Raw genomic sequence first — 14,073 nt, forward strand, 5'->3', positions numbered from 1 at the left:
TTAATTATTGAGCTTGATAGCATTCAACTTCGTATTCTTCCGTCAAATATTGTTTTAAATTCTGTTCAAGTACAACATCACAATCAAACACAAAGTAAGTTTCATCTTTCATAATTTCATTACCATAAAAATCTTCAATTGGATGATTAGGTTCCTTAATCTTTTCTTCTTCAGGAATGTCTTCCACAAATATTGCATCGATATTACTTAATCCAATGTGGAAGGGTAATTTCTCATTAGCACCTGTATACTCGATTTTTGTTAAAGCTCCAAATCCATTTTTAAATGTTGCAAATTCCTCAACTGTAAAACTTGCTGTTGCACCAGATTTAAAAATTACTGTTACTTCCTTCAATTAACTCTCTCCAATCTATTATTCTGGTATAATCCTCCATAGGAGGTGATATTTTGCTAACTTATAAAGAATGGTTATTAAAATTCAAAGGTGTAGATTTGCCTATCGGCGACATAGCAGTCGATGTGGAATTGGATGATAATTTCCCAAATACAAAGGACTATGAAAGCATTCGGAAATATTTAGAAACAAATCCTACATCAGATAGCTTTATGAGAGTTTTCGAATACTCATTTAAAATGTTTTACGAAAGTACTCAGAAATAAATTAATAGTCTTGATACTTTTTACGACCAGTAATTACATTCGCAAGACCATCTTGATAAGGTACATTTCTTTCTTTTAATCTTCGAGATGCTTCGTTCATTACTGCCGTCAACAGTTCTGAACGTTGTATCTCGTTTACATTGCATTCACGCATGCTATTTACCACTGCATATTGAACGGCTTCTTCAAAAGCTTGCTTTAAATTTGTAAATACATCGTTGCCATCCTTCAATTAACTCACCTCCCTTCGATTTGAAACCTTACGGTTCATTTCGTATAACTTACGTTTTGCTTCTGATTCCATAGCTTCTAATAATAAAGGGTTATTTCTTGCTTCTGCGCATTTTTTAACAACTTCATGCCCTTTCATAATTCTTGTTGCTAGTAGTACTCCATTCATGCTTTTCACTCTCCTTAAGATTTATTGATCTAATGGATATATGTAAGTTAACTTGCTTTTATTTACTCACAATCTGATTAAAATGCTTTTCAAGAAACTCTTGCATTCTATCAGCTATAAACAACCACTTTTTCCCTCTAGACTCTGGATAATAAACAAAACCACCGTTATTAATATCCAATATTTTTTTATAACAAGGTTTGTAAAGAATATTTTGTGTTAACCAACCATAGCTATATCCAGTAGCTTTTTTTAAATCTTTCATTTCCCACCATGTTTTTTCTTTTTCCACTTAAAACCCTCCCGAAATATTGAGATACTCGATATTAATCTATAAAAAAAAGATACTCAATTGGTAAGCCTAACTTTTTTTTAATAACTTGCATCTCATAATCCGAAAATGAAAATTTCCCTTTTTCCTTCGCAGAGTATGCGTCTCTATTGATCCCCAATGCAATTGCCATTTCTGCAATCGTGATATCACGTGCCATTCTTTCTCTTTTTAAAATTCGTTTGGGTTTTAAATATTTCTTTCTAATTTCTTCTTTAACAGTCATTGTGTCACCTCCGAATTATCCGATGACCAAATAATATCGCACATCTCGATATTATTCAAGCTATATACAGAAATAATATTATGTTACACAATATTATTATTGTATCACGCGTTATTTTAGAGTATACTATCCTTATCGTATCAATGGATGGAGGTCACTTGAAATTGAAAAAAAATATTCTGGGTCCAGCGATCAAATATTTACGTAAATACAGAAGAATGACTCAAAAAGATTTAGAAAAAATTACTGGTTATAAACAAAGCACCATATCTGGTCATGAAAATAGAAATAGCACACTTGATGAGTTAGATATACAAAATTATGCAAAGGCATTACAGGTAAGTCCCCAAAGTTTCTTTACGATAGCAGAAAAGCTGGAAAAAGGAGAAAGAATTACTGATGATGATGTATCAGGGATTATCACTATAAACAAGGATCAGGAAACAGAAGATGATCCTCATATGGTAATCGCAGCTCACATGGAAGATAATCTAAGCAAAGAAGAACTACAAGAGGTAATGGACTTCATTAATTTTGTTAAAAGTAAAAGAAAATAGGAGCATTTATATGAACAAGTTGGAAACACTTATAGCACAATATCCAGAAATAACTTTCAACTTTAATAATGAGATGCCTAATGGGTTAAGTGGACTTTGTGTTGGTAGTGAAATATATATCAATAATAATCTTAATCAAACCATTGCAGAAAAGTACGTAACAGTTAGTGAGGAAATAGCTCACTTTGAGAAAGGCATAGGTAATATAATTAGACAGGAAACTATTACCGAACGTCAGCAAGAATTCCAAGCCCGAAAAATAGGCTGCCTCCGAATTGTTACAATTGATGCTTTAATACTATGCTATGAAAAAGGCATCCAAACACCTTGGGATATAGCAGAAGAACTTGAAGTTACAACGGCCTGTGTTATAGATGCATTTGAATATATCCGGATGACAAAAGGAGTATCTTTTTATCATAAAAATTACTTAGTTCATTTTTTAACTGATACACATATAAACATTCAAAAGTTTTAGTGAATTTTATTTTGAATGGAGGAGAAAAACTTGGCAAGTTTTGAAAAAAGAGCAACTGGTTGGAGGTATCGCGTTTCTTATAAAGATGGAGATAAATACAAAACAAAAACTCAAGGTGGATTCTCGACCAAAAAAGAAGCAGCAATTGCAGCAAGTGAATTAGAAAAAAAAATAAGTCGTGGACATAATTTAAATGCAGAAGATAAACTATTCTCCGAGTATATGAGAGAATGGTTTGAGGTATATAAAAAAGGTAAACATAGTCTATCGCATGAGAAAAACCTTTTACAATCTGTAAAATTAGTCGAAGAGCATTTTATTGGTGTCCGTATGAAAGACTTAAATAGAGTTTTATATCAAAACTTTTTAAATGAATTATCTAAAAAACGTGCTAAAATGACCGTCAAGAAAAAACATAACTGTGTTAAAGCATGTATAAAATATGCAATTGAAGATGGAATTTTGCATAGAGACCCTACTTACAAAGCTATTATACATGGAGAGAATGAAACAAAATCAGAAGAATTAAAGTTTATCAATCAAGAAGAGATGAAAAAAATAGTGGATGAATTACGCGCAAATTTGACACCACAATACATTTCAAGATATATAATTCTTTTTGCCATAGCCACTGGGGCAAGATTTGGTGAAATAATGGGGATGACATGGGACTGTGTAGACTTAGAAGAAAGAACAGTTACAATCAATAAGACGTGGGATTATCGTGATAAGAATGACTTTGGTAACACTAAAAATTATCAATCTGTACGTACAATAACAATTGATAAGGAAACAGTGAGTATGTTAAAAGATTTACAAAAACACCAAAAAGAACATGCTCTGAAAACAGGTTTAAGGAATACTAAAAACTTGTGTTTTATTAATAACCAAATGGAAGTTATAACAAATAACGCTGTAAACAAAGTTCTTAAAAAGATTTGCGCAAGATGCAATGTTAAACCGATAACATGTCATTCATTACGCCATACACATGCATCTATACTCTTATACAATGGCGTTAATATAAAATACATTTCAAGAAGACTTGGCCACAAAGATATTGTAATTACACTACAAACATATTCACATGTCTTAGATGAAATGGAACAAAAGGAATCTAGAATCGTTGATCAAACTATGTTGAATTTGTTCCAATCAGTTATATAAAACGTGCAAAAATCGTGCAAAAAAAATTCTAAACGTATAAGTTTATTTGAAATAGATAGTTCCTACAAAATTATATAAACCCAGTTATATCAGGGTTTTAAGAAAAAACATGTAATTATTTAAAAATCTAAAAGCGCGCCCAGAGGGATTCGAACCCCCGGCAGACGTGGTACCGGAAACCACCGCTCTATCCGACTGAGCTATGGGCGCATGATTATAGAAAACACTTCATTTTCTTCTCATAATAATAGCAATAAAATCCATCTAAATCAATAAAAATATCCCTGTAATACCTTATGCATCTTAGCTAAAAGCATATAAAATCCATTCCACCCCTAAATTTTCCAATCATAAATTCTCCCCAACTCACAAATTATAATCTTTGAATTGATATTCCAAAGGGGGCTTCATTCAATGACTGTAATTACAAAATTAAAGCAAACTGTTTCTGGATTAAAAAGTGCCCAAGCTAGCTTAGAGGGATTCGCTCTTGATACGGATAACCAACAAGCTAAGCAACTTTTCCAAACAGCTGCGCAGCAAACACAAACGATTATCGATTCTTTAAACCCACGTGTTGAAGAAGTCCAACAAGAAGAACCACAATACTCACAGCAATAACGAACCAATCTTGCTGTGAAATAGAAAAAGGATGATATGCAGTCATCCTTTTTCTATCACATTACATATTGCAATAGAAATGGAATGATAATTATGCGAAAACTCGGCCTCATAACCGCATTATTTGCACTTCTATTTAGCTCTTTTACCGGATGTGATAATAGTCCTTTAGATAAAAAAGTGAAAGAAGAAGCAAAACGAACGGAGAAAGAAAAAGGTCCAAAGTTAACAAAGACGAGTACGGAATCCTTTAATCAATCTATATCACAAGGAGCGAAGAAAAGAGCTCTCGCTATGGATGAAATTATAAAAAGCACAGCAGTGAATTCAAATTTAGATCTCTACATAGCAGTTACACCTGAGCATCACGAAAGGTTTGGATTAAAGCCGTTGCGCAGCAAACTTCAAAAGCAACTAAGTGATGAGCACCCTACTCTCGATGTTCGTGTCAGTACAGATAAAAAAATCTTTATGTTACTCGAAAAACTCGAAAGAAAAATTAAGGAAAAAGAAGTATCTAAAGATGAAATTAATAAACAATTAAAATTCATTGGTAAAAAAATGGAGTCTAACACTTAACGCTTTTTAAAAGAAAAGGAAGGATTGCAATGTCTAGTAAAGATAAAAACTTAACCCCTGTACAACAGGAGTATAAAAAATTCGAACAAGAACGCGAACCGAAACGACCTGTCTTAAAAAATTGTATAAAAGCCTTTTTCGTCGGTGGTTTTATTTGCTTCATCGGACAACTCATTTCTACTTTTTACATCACATATTTTGATTTCACCGAACGCTCAGCAGGCAATCCAACAGTCGCAACGCTCATTTTCATCTCCATGTTACTAACTGGATTTGGTATATACGATCGTTTTGGACAGTTTGCCGGTGCTGGTACAGCTGTACCTGTTACTGGATTTGGTAACTCTGTTATTGCCGCATGTATTGAGCATCGAACGGAAGGATTTGTCCTTGGCGTTGGCGGCAATATGTTTAAACTAGCTGGTTCTGTTATTTTATTTGGTGTATTTTCCGCTTTCGTCATCGCACTTATTAAAACTATTCTCGTTCAATGGGGAGGGCTATAAATGTTACAAGGACACCGAACGTGGGTATTTGAAAACAAACCAGTCATTATCTCAACAGGGGTTGTCGGTGGACCATTTGAAGCAAAGGGGAACATCCCAGAAGACTTCGATATCCTTCATGAAGATTTATGGCTCGGACAAGATTCCTATGAAAAAGCACATAAGATTTTATTCGAAGAAGCTTGTAGTCGCGCTACTGAAAAAGCAGAGCTTCGTAAAGATGATATTCAATTCGTACTCGCAGGAGATTTAATTAATCAAATTACTCCAACAAGCTTTGCTTGCCGCACACTTGGGACTCCTTATCTCGGATTATTCGGGGCTTGCTCTACTTCTATGGAAGGTTTAGCACTTGGGGCAAGTATCGTAAATGCAAAAGGTGCAAAATATTTATTAACTGGAGCTTCAAGCCATAATACAGCTGTAGAAAAACAGTTCCGCTACCCTACCGAATACGGTGGACAAAAGCCGCCTACTGCACAGTGGACAGTAACCGGAGCAGGAGCCGCTATTTTAAGCGATACTGGACACGGTCCAAGAGTAACCTCTGCAACAATCGGCCGAGTGGTTGATATGGGATTAACGGATCCGTTTAATATGGGAGGCGCAATGGCTCCAGCTGCAGTTGATACAATTGAAGCCCATTTACGTGAACGTCAAATTGATGCCTCTTACTACGATTTAATCGTAACAGGCGATCTCGGACATGTAGGACGCGAAATTGCTTATGACTTACTACATAAACACGGAACGAAAGTAACGAGCGAACAATTTCAAGATTGCGGAATTATCATTTATAGAGAAGGACAACCTGTCATAGCTGGTGCTAGCGGACCTGGATGTTCCGCAACAGTCGTATACGGTCATTTATTAAACCGAATGAAAAGAGGAGAGTTCAAAAAAATACTTGTCGTTGCGACAGGCGCTTTACTATCTCCACTTACATTCCAACAAGAAGAAACGATTCCGTGTATCGCTCACGCCGTTTCGATTGAATTTGGAGGTGCAACGCAATGATTTTTTTCTGGGCTTTCGTCATTGGCGGACTTATATGTGTAATCGGCCAACTTATGTTTGATGTCGGCAAACTAACACCTGCTCATACAATGGCAACACTCGTTGTTGCTGGAGCTATATTAGATGGATTTAATTTGTATGAGCCATTAATTGATTTCGCTGGAGCCGGGGCAACTGTACCTATTACAAGCTTTGGTAATGCCCTCGTTCATGGCGCAATGGAAGAAGCTGCAAAACATGGCATCGTTGGCGTTATTACCGGCATGTTTAAAGTAACGAGCGCCGGTGTATCAGCGGCTATTATTTTCGGCTTCATTGGAGCATTGTTATTCAAACCGAAAGGATAAGAGGTGTTTATATGACTGTTATCGCTAGCGTAAAAACTTGCCTTGCTAGTGTAAGGGGCGCTCAAGCAAGTTTAAGCTCCCTTTCATTAAATTCACAAGACGAAGAATCAAAACGCGTATTTCATGAATGTATGTTAGAAATGGACAGCGTCATCGCTGATTTAAGGGATAGAATTTCAGTATTAGAACGTGAAGAACCTCAATATAAAGGGTTTTAAGTAGACTGGAGGAAACGACTATGTCTCACCTGCCGGAATGGACACTTGTCATTCTTCGCTCTGTATTCATATTAATTATTTTATTCGCTATTACGAAATGGTTAGGCAAAAGACAAATCTCTCAGCTTTCCTTTTTTGAATACATAGCCGGAATGACGATTGGTGACATCGCTGCCCAAGTATCTACAGGGCTCGATTCAAAATTTTTTCACGGCGTCTTTGCGATACTCATTTTCGCTGTGGTACCTTTTTTAACAGGAATCCTCTCTTTAAAGAACAAAACAGCTCGGGACTTCTTTGAAGGGAAATCTACCGTATTAATAAAAGACGGAAAGATACTCGAAGATAACTTAAAGAAAGAAAAATATACGAGTGACGAATTACTGGAACTTCTCCGCGGAAAAAGTGCGTTCAGCGTAGCTGAAGTCGAATTTGCTGTCTTAGAACCGAGCGGAGAATTAAATGTATTATTAAAGAAAGATTCCCAGCCACTTACAGCAAAAGACATCGGTTTAAAAGTACCAAACGAGAAAGAACCACAAACTGTTATTATGGATGGAAATGTACTAGATGAACCTCTTTCAGCAAGCGGACATAACCGCGCTTGGCTACATTCAGAATTAGAAAAACTCGGTGTTGTTATTGAAAATGTCTTCCTCGGTCAAGTGGATTCATACGGACAACTTACTATCGACATTTACAATGACAAACTCCAAATACCTTCTCCTCAAAACAAACCTTTATTATTAGCATCTTTAAAAAAATGTCATGCTGATCTTGAACTATTTTCCCTAGAAACAAAGTCGAAATCAGCAAGCGAAATGTATAGTAAAAACGCGAAACAAATCGAAAAGATTTTAAATAAAGTAACCTATCTTTTAAAAGACTAATTATCGAAAGAACGCTTCAGTTAAAAGGCGTTCTTTTCTTTTTTCTCCAGTTTTCATAACGTTTAAATTTATGTAATTCGGTTATGATGTTGAAGATACATAAGCAGGGAATTTCGAAAACATAGCGAATATTTCATGGTACAACTACATATTTTTTTGATTTAAAGTGGTTTCGTTTGACCTTTATTGACCATAATTGTATTATAAGACTAAGAAAGCTTTATAAGGAGGAAATAACAGATGAATTTAATTCCTACAGTAATTGAACAAACAAATCGTGGAGAACGCGCTTACGATATTTACTCTCGACTATTAAAAGACCGCATCATTATGCTTGGTAGTGCAATTGATGACAACGTAGCTAACTCAATCGTTTCCCAGCTTTTATTCTTGGAATCTCAAGATCCAGAAAAAGATATTCACATCTACATCAACAGCCCTGGTGGTTCTATCACAGCGGGTATGGCAATCTATGATACAATGCAGTTTATTAAACCACAAGTATCAACAATCTGTATCGGTATGGCAGCATCTATGGGTGCATTCTTACTTGCAGCAGGTGAAAAAGGAAAACGTTATGCACTTCCAAACAGTGAAGTAATGATTCACCAACCACTTGGTGGAGCACAAGGTCAAGCAACTGAAATCGAAATCGCTGCAAAACGTATCCTATTCTTACGTGAAAAACTAAACCAAATTCTTGCTGACCGCACTGGTCAACCACTTGAAGTACTACAACGCGACACAGACCGCGACAACTTCATGACAGCAGAAAAAGCTTTAGAATACGGTTTAATCGATAAAATCTTTACAAATCGTTAATTAATTTAAAGCGGAAGCGGCTCGTTCAGCTCTGACTGGCTAAGGTTCTTTCGCATAAAAGGTGCTTTTTGCCTTCTTATGCGGAAGGTTCTTAGACACGAAGAGCTAGCCGCTAGAGCTGGATATAACTAAAAGCGGAAGCGGCTCGTCCAGCTCTGACTGGCTAAGGTTCTTTCGCATAAAAGGCGCTTTTTGCCTTCTTATGCGGAAGAACCTTAGACACGAAGAGCTAGCCGATGGAGCTAGATACATAAAAAAGCGCCCTATTACAGGGCGCTTTTTTATTATCATGCACCTCCGTCTGGATACCCACCCTGGTATTCACCTAAATATATCAGCGATTTTTCAAATATATCGACCGTAACTCCGATTATATCGGCGATTATTTTAATATATCGACTTACCGACAATCCTCGACAAGCACATTCTCCTTAAATACCCCTCCCCGCTAATTCGCACAGACAACAAAACAAAAAAGCTATCGCATATACGCGATAGCTTTTTATTGTACATATGCAGCTAATGCTTCTAAAGCCTCTTCTGCATCTGAACCTTCTGTTGTAATTGTTATCATGCTTCCAGTTCCAATTGCTAAGCTCATAATCCCCATTATGCTCTTTGCATTTACTGTCTTTCCATCTTTCTCGATGAAGATATCTGCATGAAAGCGATTTGCCTCTTGTACAAACAACGCAGCCGGACGTGCTTGTAAACCGTTTTTTAATGAAACCTGAACTCTTTTTTGAACCACAGCTCCATTTCCCCTTTAACCTCTTATTTTTTTGCTACCGTTTCCCCCGCGCGTAATTTCTCTGCAATTTCATCGATTTTACGCAAACGATGATTAATACCCGACTTACTAATCTTCCCCCCGGATACCATCTCACCTAACTCTTTCAATGTTACATCTTGATAATCTCTTCGTAATTGTGCAATCTCTTGTAGTTTATCCGGCAATATATCAAGACCAACTGTCTCATCAATGTAACGAATATTTTCAATCTGCCTTAGTGCTGCACCAATTGTTTTATTTAAATTAGCTGTTTCGCAGTTCACTAAACGATTTACAGAATTACGCATATCACGTACGATTCGAATATCTTCAAATCTTAAAAGTGCATTATGAGCACCTATAATATTTAAAAACTCTGTAATTTTTTCTGCTTCTTTCAAATACGTAATGTACCCTTTTCTTCTCTCCAGCGTCTTACTATTTAAATCAAATCCGTTCATCAGTTCACATATAGCATCATTATGTTCCTTATATAACGAAAAGATTTCTAAATGATAAGATGATGTTTCTGGGTTATTTACTGAACCACCTGCTAAAAATGCTCCGCGTAAATACGATCGTTTACAACACTTCTTCTCAATCAATTCTTGTGATATATTTCGAATAAATGAAAAGTCATCTCGAACGATATGAAGATCAGCTAATATTTCGCGAGACTTCTCAACAAGCCGCACAATATATACATTATTTTTCTTCAATCGCATTTTTTTACGAACAAGTAATTCTACCGTCACGTCATATCCTTTTTTCAAAAGCGTATAAATCCTTCTTGCAATTGCCGCATTTTCCGTTTGAATATCGATAGATAGACGACGGTTTGAAAAAGAAAGCGACCCGTTCATTCGAAGTAGCGCTGATAATTCTGCTTTCTCACAGCATTCCTTCATCTCAAGATTCGTCAACTCTTTCTTTGTTTCTGATGCAAATGACACAGTCAACACCTCCTTATACGATTATTGCGGAACAAAATTCTTGTCCTATATGAATGAGGAGCGCTACCTCAAACGAGGCAACGCATATTTATAACAATGAATATAAAATCGAAGCTAACTTTAACGTATCATGCCTTACAACATGATCATCATACTTCGCTAATCCCTCTTGAATAACATCAATATTATTTTCAACAAAACGTTCTTCATCCACTACAACTGGTGTAGACATTTCTTCATCATATAACTTACGTAATTCACAAGGAATCTCACGGTTATTTACAATTGCAGTATTGATAAATGGTTGCCCTAAATGATCGTGTAACGCCTGCACATGATCAAAAGCAGTATATCCCATCGTTTCACCCGCTTGTGTCATAACGTTACATACATATACCTTCTTCGCCTTTGCAGCAAGAACAGCGTCTCCAATTTTGTTAACAACTAAATTGGGCAATATACTCGTATACAAACTGCCAGGACCGAAAACAAGTAAATCAGCTCGTTTAATCTCAGCCAACGTTTCATGCAATGGCTCTACATCTTCTGGAGTTAAAAAGACACGATTAATCTTCTTTCCGTAATAAGGAATCTTTGATTCACCTGTTACAATTTCCCCATCTTCAAGTTCCGCATGAAGTACCGCACTTTGATTCGCTGCTGGTAATACACGTCCTCTGACATTTAATACTTTACTTGTTTCTGTAATTGCATGGAAAAAGTCTCCTGTAATCGAGGTCATACCTGCCAATAATAGATTTCCTAACGCATGACCTTTCAGTCCGTCTCCTGTTGTGAAACGGTGCTGAAATAAAGCTTCCACCAGTGGCTCTACATCCGATAACGCAACAAGTACGTTACGGATGTCACCTGGAGGTGGAATTTCTAGCTCATCACGTAATCGACCCGAACTGCCACCATCATCAGCGATTGTAACAACTGCTGTAATATCAACAGGATATTGCTTTAATCCTCTTAATAAAACTGAGAGTCCAGTTCCGCCTCCCATGATGACAATTTTAGGTTTTCTCTCTTTTTTCATCCCTTAATGGCCCTTTCTCTTCTCCACATCACGATGAGATACATGAACACTATACTCTGGTTTCAAATGTTTCCCAAGGTATTCTGTAAGCGTAACAGAACGATGCTGTCCACCTGTACATCCAATTGCAATTACAAGTTGACTTTTGCCTTCTCTTTTATAATGAGGCAGCATGAAAGTAATCAGATCCGTCAACTTCTCTAAAAACTTATGTGTCTCATTAAATTTCAGTACATACGAAGAAACTTCTTCATCTAGTCCTGTTAATGGCTTCATGTGTGGAATGTAATATGGATTTGGTAAAAAACGAACATCAAATACTAAATCTGCATCAATTGGAATACCGTACTTAAATCCAAATGACATAACATTTACACGAAATGCTTGCTCAGTTTCTGTTGAGAACAAGTGAACAATTTTTTCACGTAATTCTTTTGGTTTTAAATCCGATGTATCAAGCACAATATTCGCTCGTGCTTTCATATCTGTTAATAAATTGCGCTCTGCTTCGATTCCCTTTAACGGCAAACCAGTTGGTGCAAGTGGATGCGAACGTCTCGTTTCTTTATAACGAGTTACAAGCGTACTATCTTTCGCATCTAAAAATAAAATATGAGGAATAATCCATGTACGTTCTGATAAATCATCAAGTGCTCCCCATAAATGTTCGAAAAATTCGCGGCCACGTAAATCAATACCAAGTGCCACTTTATTCATTTTCCCTTTTGAATCCGCCATAAGCTCAATAAACTTTGGCAATAACATCGGTGGTAAATTATCTACACAAAAATATCCTAAATCTTCAAAACTTTGTAAAGCTACTGTTTTTCCAGCTCCAGACATCCCTGTAATAATTACCATTTTTATATCATTATTCTCTGTCATCGTATCCTCTCCTTGACGGTTTAACTCGGATCTAATCGATATGAAAGCAACTCAAAATCTGGGGTATATACAAATGTACCGTAGATTATGCCATTTCCTTTAATTAAATAATCAATAATGTGATAATCTCCTGGCGCCATTGCTAAATCATCAATTTTATCAAATGTATGCCAACCAATGATGCCTTCTTCGCTCTCTAGTTTGTTTTCTCCTGCAAAATCTGTCGCTAAAAAGGAGAACATCATCCATTCAGAAACAACTTTATCACCTTCTTGGATGACAAAGGTGAAGACCCCCTTTAACGCTGGGTTTTTCAAATAAATACCTGTTTCTTCGCGATATTCGCGAACAACGGAATCTCTTACAGTCTCACCACGCTCCATTTTCCCGCCTGGTGCAACCCACCAATTCCGGCGAGGTTTTTGGAGTAAGAGTACTTCATTATCTCTAATTAACACACAGTTTGTCACTCTTTGCATGTTTCTTCACCTCAGCTACTTGCAGTAAAATTCCTCACTGCATACTTCTTTCATTATACTATCAAAAACAGTTTGCTACAACGAAGGAGCCAGTCCTCTTTCGCTAAGCATATGCTACTCAGCAATTTTAAAAAAGCTTTCTATAACAAGCAATGTAAATGCTTAGACTTTTAATGAATAGCATGAAAAATCCCCTTAACGCTTTTTATCGCCAAGGGGATTAAAGTACTTATTTCTTACCGAAATAAGTAACAATCGCAAATCCTAAAATAAAGGTAATGATTGAACTTATAATTGAAAATCCACCAGTCGGAATCCCAGGGAATACAATTACAATCGAACCGATTACAAGTCCAATAATTGCCGCAAATGTCATACTTTTATAACGATCTAATAAAAAACTAATACCTTTACTACTTACAACAAATCCAACCATAACACCAGCACCGATAACCACGATTAAAGGTAAGTTAAGTGTAGTTAAAGCGTTAATTGCTGTTGGATACACACCAATAATTAATAAAATAAACGATCCACTAATCCCAGGAAGCAGCATTGCCATACTAGCCATCCATCCTGCGAAAAATAAACCAATTGCATTTAAAATTGTTAAAGTCGTAATTGGATCTGCTGCCTTATCTGGTTTAAAGAAAGCTGTAATCGCAACAAGAATTGCTGCAACTATTAATAAAACGATGTGCTTACCTTTAAACGACGACTTTGCATCAGCTTCCCTCATTAACATCGGTAATATACTAATAATTAAACCGAGGAAGAAAAATTGAGTCGGTTCATAATGATTTGCAAGTAAATATTTAATAACGTGACTTAACGTTAAAAATGCCGCTGCCACACCAGCTGCAAGGGGAATTAAAAATCCTAAATGTTTTTTCCATTCACGACTAAAGAATCCACTAATTGCCGCAAGCAATTGTTCATAAATCCCTAACACAACAGCGATTGTACCGCCGCTCACACCAGGAATTAAATCACTAACGCCCATACAAAATCCACGATATATATTACGCCATTCCATACTGAATAAATTCCTCATTTCTTATAGTGATTTTTTCCGTAAAGTCCAGTATATCAATAAGAAAGCTTATAATCCTTATATTTTTTGACAAAAATTTGACATTTTCACACAAAAAAAAAAGAAAGC

Annotated in this window: 23 protein-coding genes and 1 tRNA gene; 12 read left to right on the top strand and 12 right to left on the bottom strand. The window is 36.2% G+C overall.

From position 1 onward, the window contains the following. Window positions 1-4: 4 nt before the first annotated feature. The gene (locus ACQGS6_RS00115) at window positions 5-355 is read right to left on the bottom strand and encodes a YqaI family protein (RefSeq protein WP_426964808.1); all 351 of its coding nucleotides are present in this window, start codon (window positions 353-355) and stop codon (window positions 5-7) included. A gap of 53 nt (window positions 356-408) precedes the next feature. Between ACQGS6_RS00115 and ACQGS6_RS00120 the strand changes: the two genes are divergently transcribed. Continuing rightward, window positions 409-621 carry a YozE family protein gene (locus ACQGS6_RS00120; RefSeq protein WP_426964809.1) on the top strand — a complete coding sequence of 71 codons (213 nt, stop codon included), beginning with the start codon at window positions 409-411 and terminating at the stop codon, window positions 619-621. 1 nt (window position 622) lies between these two features. Here ACQGS6_RS00120 and ACQGS6_RS00125 read toward each other — a convergent pair whose 3' ends face one another. Genes ACQGS6_RS00125 through ACQGS6_RS00140 form a run of 4 tightly spaced genes read right to left on the bottom strand, consistent with a single transcriptional unit; the run spans window position 623 to window position 1,578 of the window. Then, window positions 623-853: a hypothetical protein gene (locus tag ACQGS6_RS00125; RefSeq protein WP_000651465.1), complete on the bottom strand. Its 231-nt coding sequence runs from the start codon at window positions 851-853 to the stop codon at window positions 623-625. Continuing rightward, complete coding sequence (locus ACQGS6_RS00130) at window positions 854-1,021, bottom strand: hypothetical protein (protein ID WP_001014678.1); 168 nt, start codon at window positions 1,019-1,021, stop codon at window positions 854-856. A gap of 58 nt (window positions 1,022-1,079) precedes the next feature. Then, window positions 1,080-1,313 carry a DUF771 domain-containing protein gene (locus ACQGS6_RS00135; protein ID WP_023523446.1) on the bottom strand — a complete coding sequence of 78 codons (234 nt, stop codon included), beginning with the start codon at window positions 1,311-1,313 and terminating at the stop codon, window positions 1,080-1,082. Window positions 1,314-1,347: 34 nt separating this feature from the next. After that, the gene (locus ACQGS6_RS00140) at window positions 1,348-1,578 is read right to left on the bottom strand and encodes a helix-turn-helix transcriptional regulator (RefSeq protein WP_000216290.1); all 231 of its coding nucleotides are present in this window, start codon (window positions 1,576-1,578) and stop codon (window positions 1,348-1,350) included. Between the two features lie 164 nt (window positions 1,579-1,742). Between ACQGS6_RS00140 and ACQGS6_RS00145 the strand changes: the two genes are divergently transcribed. Genes ACQGS6_RS00145 through ACQGS6_RS00155 form a run of 3 tightly spaced genes read left to right on the top strand, consistent with a single transcriptional unit; the run spans window position 1,743 to window position 3,780 of the window. Further along, window positions 1,743-2,135 carry a helix-turn-helix domain-containing protein gene (locus ACQGS6_RS00145; protein ID WP_023523448.1) on the top strand — a complete coding sequence of 131 codons (393 nt, stop codon included), beginning with the start codon at window positions 1,743-1,745 and terminating at the stop codon, window positions 2,133-2,135. A gap of 10 nt (window positions 2,136-2,145) precedes the next feature. Beyond that, window positions 2,146-2,613, top strand: coding sequence for a hypothetical protein (locus ACQGS6_RS00150; protein ID WP_038413877.1), 468 nt, complete (start codon window positions 2,146-2,148; stop codon window positions 2,611-2,613). A gap of 30 nt (window positions 2,614-2,643) precedes the next feature. Next, window positions 2,644-3,780: a tyrosine-type recombinase/integrase gene (locus ACQGS6_RS00155; protein WP_426964810.1), complete on the top strand. Its 1,137-nt coding sequence runs from the start codon at window positions 2,644-2,646 to the stop codon at window positions 3,778-3,780. A 134-nt stretch (window positions 3,781-3,914) separates the two neighbouring features. Here the strand turns inward: ACQGS6_RS00155 and ACQGS6_RS00160 are convergent. Further along, window positions 3,915-3,990: transfer RNA gene (locus ACQGS6_RS00160), tRNA-Arg, on the bottom strand. A gap of 204 nt (window positions 3,991-4,194) precedes the next feature. Here ACQGS6_RS00160 and ACQGS6_RS00165 point away from each other — a divergent pair. The 8 genes from ACQGS6_RS00165 (at window position 4,195) to clpP (ending at window position 8,780) form a co-directional block, all read left to right on the top strand. Next, window positions 4,195-4,401 carry a DUF1657 domain-containing protein gene (locus tag ACQGS6_RS00165; RefSeq protein ID WP_000216166.1) on the top strand — a complete coding sequence of 69 codons (207 nt, stop codon included), beginning with the start codon at window positions 4,195-4,197 and terminating at the stop codon, window positions 4,399-4,401. A gap of 93 nt (window positions 4,402-4,494) precedes the next feature. Further along, complete coding sequence (locus tag ACQGS6_RS00170; protein ID WP_426964811.1) at window positions 4,495-4,980, top strand: hypothetical protein; 486 nt, start codon at window positions 4,495-4,497, stop codon at window positions 4,978-4,980. 29 nt (window positions 4,981-5,009) lie between these two features. Then, window positions 5,010-5,486 (top strand): stage V sporulation protein AC, encoded by a 477-nt coding sequence (gene spoVAC / locus ACQGS6_RS00175; RefSeq protein ID WP_000095399.1) that lies wholly within the window; start codon window positions 5,010-5,012, stop codon window positions 5,484-5,486. Then, window positions 5,487-6,503: a stage V sporulation protein AD gene (gene spoVAD, locus ACQGS6_RS00180; protein WP_000938972.1), complete on the top strand. Its 1,017-nt coding sequence runs from the start codon at window positions 5,487-5,489 to the stop codon at window positions 6,501-6,503. Beyond that, window positions 6,500-6,850: a stage V sporulation protein AE gene (spoVAE, locus tag ACQGS6_RS00185; protein WP_000575919.1), complete on the top strand. Its 351-nt coding sequence runs from the start codon at window positions 6,500-6,502 to the stop codon at window positions 6,848-6,850. The genes spoVAD and spoVAE overlap by 4 nt, the downstream gene beginning before the upstream one ends. An 11-nt stretch (window positions 6,851-6,861) precedes the next feature. Then, window positions 6,862-7,068 (top strand): DUF1657 domain-containing protein, encoded by a 207-nt coding sequence (locus ACQGS6_RS00190; RefSeq protein WP_426964812.1) that lies wholly within the window; start codon window positions 6,862-6,864, stop codon window positions 7,066-7,068. A 20-nt stretch (window positions 7,069-7,088) separates the two neighbouring features. Beyond that, window positions 7,089-7,958 (top strand): DUF421 domain-containing protein, encoded by an 870-nt coding sequence (locus ACQGS6_RS00195; RefSeq protein WP_426964813.1) that lies wholly within the window; start codon window positions 7,089-7,091, stop codon window positions 7,956-7,958. Window positions 7,959-8,198: 240 nt separating this feature from the next. Beyond that, window positions 8,199-8,780, top strand: a complete 582-nt coding sequence (gene clpP / locus ACQGS6_RS00200; RefSeq protein WP_001049162.1) for an ATP-dependent Clp endopeptidase proteolytic subunit ClpP — start codon at window positions 8,199-8,201, stop codon at window positions 8,778-8,780. 502 nt (window positions 8,781-9,282) lie between these two features. On the opposite strand, the gene ACQGS6_RS00205 is transcribed toward clpP, so the two are convergent. From ACQGS6_RS00205 to ACQGS6_RS00230, 6 genes are all read right to left on the bottom strand, one after another. Next, on the bottom strand, window positions 9,283-9,531 hold the full coding sequence (locus ACQGS6_RS00205) for an HPr family phosphocarrier protein (RefSeq protein WP_000250307.1): 249 nt from the start codon (window positions 9,529-9,531) through the stop codon (window positions 9,283-9,285). A 23-nt stretch (window positions 9,532-9,554) separates the two neighbouring features. Next, a complete protein-coding gene (whiA, locus tag ACQGS6_RS00210; RefSeq protein WP_000006560.1) occupies window positions 9,555-10,505 on the bottom strand; it encodes a DNA-binding protein WhiA in 951 nt (316 codons plus the stop codon). An 88-nt stretch (window positions 10,506-10,593) separates the two neighbouring features. Continuing rightward, on the bottom strand, window positions 10,594-11,547 hold the full coding sequence (locus ACQGS6_RS00215) for a gluconeogenesis factor YvcK family protein (RefSeq protein WP_000712186.1): 954 nt from the start codon (window positions 11,545-11,547) through the stop codon (window positions 10,594-10,596). Between the two features lie 3 nt (window positions 11,548-11,550). Continuing rightward, a complete protein-coding gene (gene rapZ, locus ACQGS6_RS00220) occupies window positions 11,551-12,432 on the bottom strand; it encodes an RNase adapter RapZ (protein WP_000138459.1) in 882 nt (293 codons plus the stop codon). Window positions 12,433-12,452: 20 nt separating this feature from the next. Beyond that, on the bottom strand, window positions 12,453-12,911 hold the full coding sequence (locus ACQGS6_RS00225) for an NUDIX hydrolase (RefSeq protein ID WP_001190080.1): 459 nt from the start codon (window positions 12,909-12,911) through the stop codon (window positions 12,453-12,455). 229 nt (window positions 12,912-13,140) lie between these two features. Continuing rightward, window positions 13,141-13,947, bottom strand: coding sequence for a DUF368 domain-containing protein (locus ACQGS6_RS00230; protein WP_000455196.1), 807 nt, complete (start codon window positions 13,945-13,947; stop codon window positions 13,141-13,143). Window positions 13,948-14,073 lie beyond the last annotated feature (126 nt).

Source organism: Bacillus sp. GMs2/2 (assembly GCF_050172095.1).
Lineage (GTDB): Bacteria > Bacillota > Bacilli > Bacillales > Bacillaceae_G > Bacillus_A > Bacillus_A cereus.

Excerpts from the sequence above, each read along its gene's own strand:
- ACQGS6_RS00170 (WP_426964811.1), top strand. The coding sequence starts at position 4,495 with ATGCGAAAACTCGGCCTCATAACCGCATTATTTGCACTTCTATTTAGC.
- spoVAE (WP_000575919.1), top strand. The coding sequence starts at position 6,500 with ATGATTTTTTTCTGGGCTTTCGTCATTGGCGGACTTATATGTGTAATC.
- ACQGS6_RS00215 (WP_000712186.1), bottom strand. The coding sequence starts at position 11,547 with ATGAAAAAAGAGAGAAAACCTAAAATTGTCATCATGGGAGGCGGAACT.
- ACQGS6_RS00225 (WP_001190080.1), bottom strand. The coding sequence starts at position 12,911 with ATGCAAAGAGTGACAAACTGTGTGTTAATTAGAGATAATGAAGTACTC.
- ACQGS6_RS00165 (WP_000216166.1), top strand. The coding sequence starts at position 4,195 with ATGACTGTAATTACAAAATTAAAGCAAACTGTTTCTGGATTAAAAAGT.
- ACQGS6_RS00190 (WP_426964812.1), top strand. The coding sequence starts at position 6,862 with ATGACTGTTATCGCTAGCGTAAAAACTTGCCTTGCTAGTGTAAGGGGC.
- clpP (WP_001049162.1), top strand. The coding sequence starts at position 8,199 with ATGAATTTAATTCCTACAGTAATTGAACAAACAAATCGTGGAGAACGC.
- ACQGS6_RS00130 (WP_001014678.1), bottom strand. The coding sequence starts at position 1,021 with ATGAATGGAGTACTACTAGCAACAAGAATTATGAAAGGGCATGAAGTT.
- ACQGS6_RS00140 (WP_000216290.1), bottom strand. The coding sequence starts at position 1,578 with ATGACTGTTAAAGAAGAAATTAGAAAGAAATATTTAAAACCCAAACGA.
- spoVAC (WP_000095399.1), top strand. The coding sequence starts at position 5,010 with ATGTCTAGTAAAGATAAAAACTTAACCCCTGTACAACAGGAGTATAAA.
- rapZ (WP_000138459.1), bottom strand. The coding sequence starts at position 12,432 with ATGACAGAGAATAATGATATAAAAATGGTAATTATTACAGGGATGTCT.
- spoVAD (WP_000938972.1), top strand. The coding sequence starts at position 5,487 with ATGTTACAAGGACACCGAACGTGGGTATTTGAAAACAAACCAGTCATT.
- ACQGS6_RS00195 (WP_426964813.1), top strand. The coding sequence starts at position 7,089 with ATGTCTCACCTGCCGGAATGGACACTTGTCATTCTTCGCTCTGTATTC.
- ACQGS6_RS00150 (WP_038413877.1), top strand. The coding sequence starts at position 2,146 with ATGAACAAGTTGGAAACACTTATAGCACAATATCCAGAAATAACTTTC.
- ACQGS6_RS00230 (WP_000455196.1), bottom strand. The coding sequence starts at position 13,947 with ATGGAATGGCGTAATATATATCGTGGATTTTGTATGGGCGTTAGTGAT.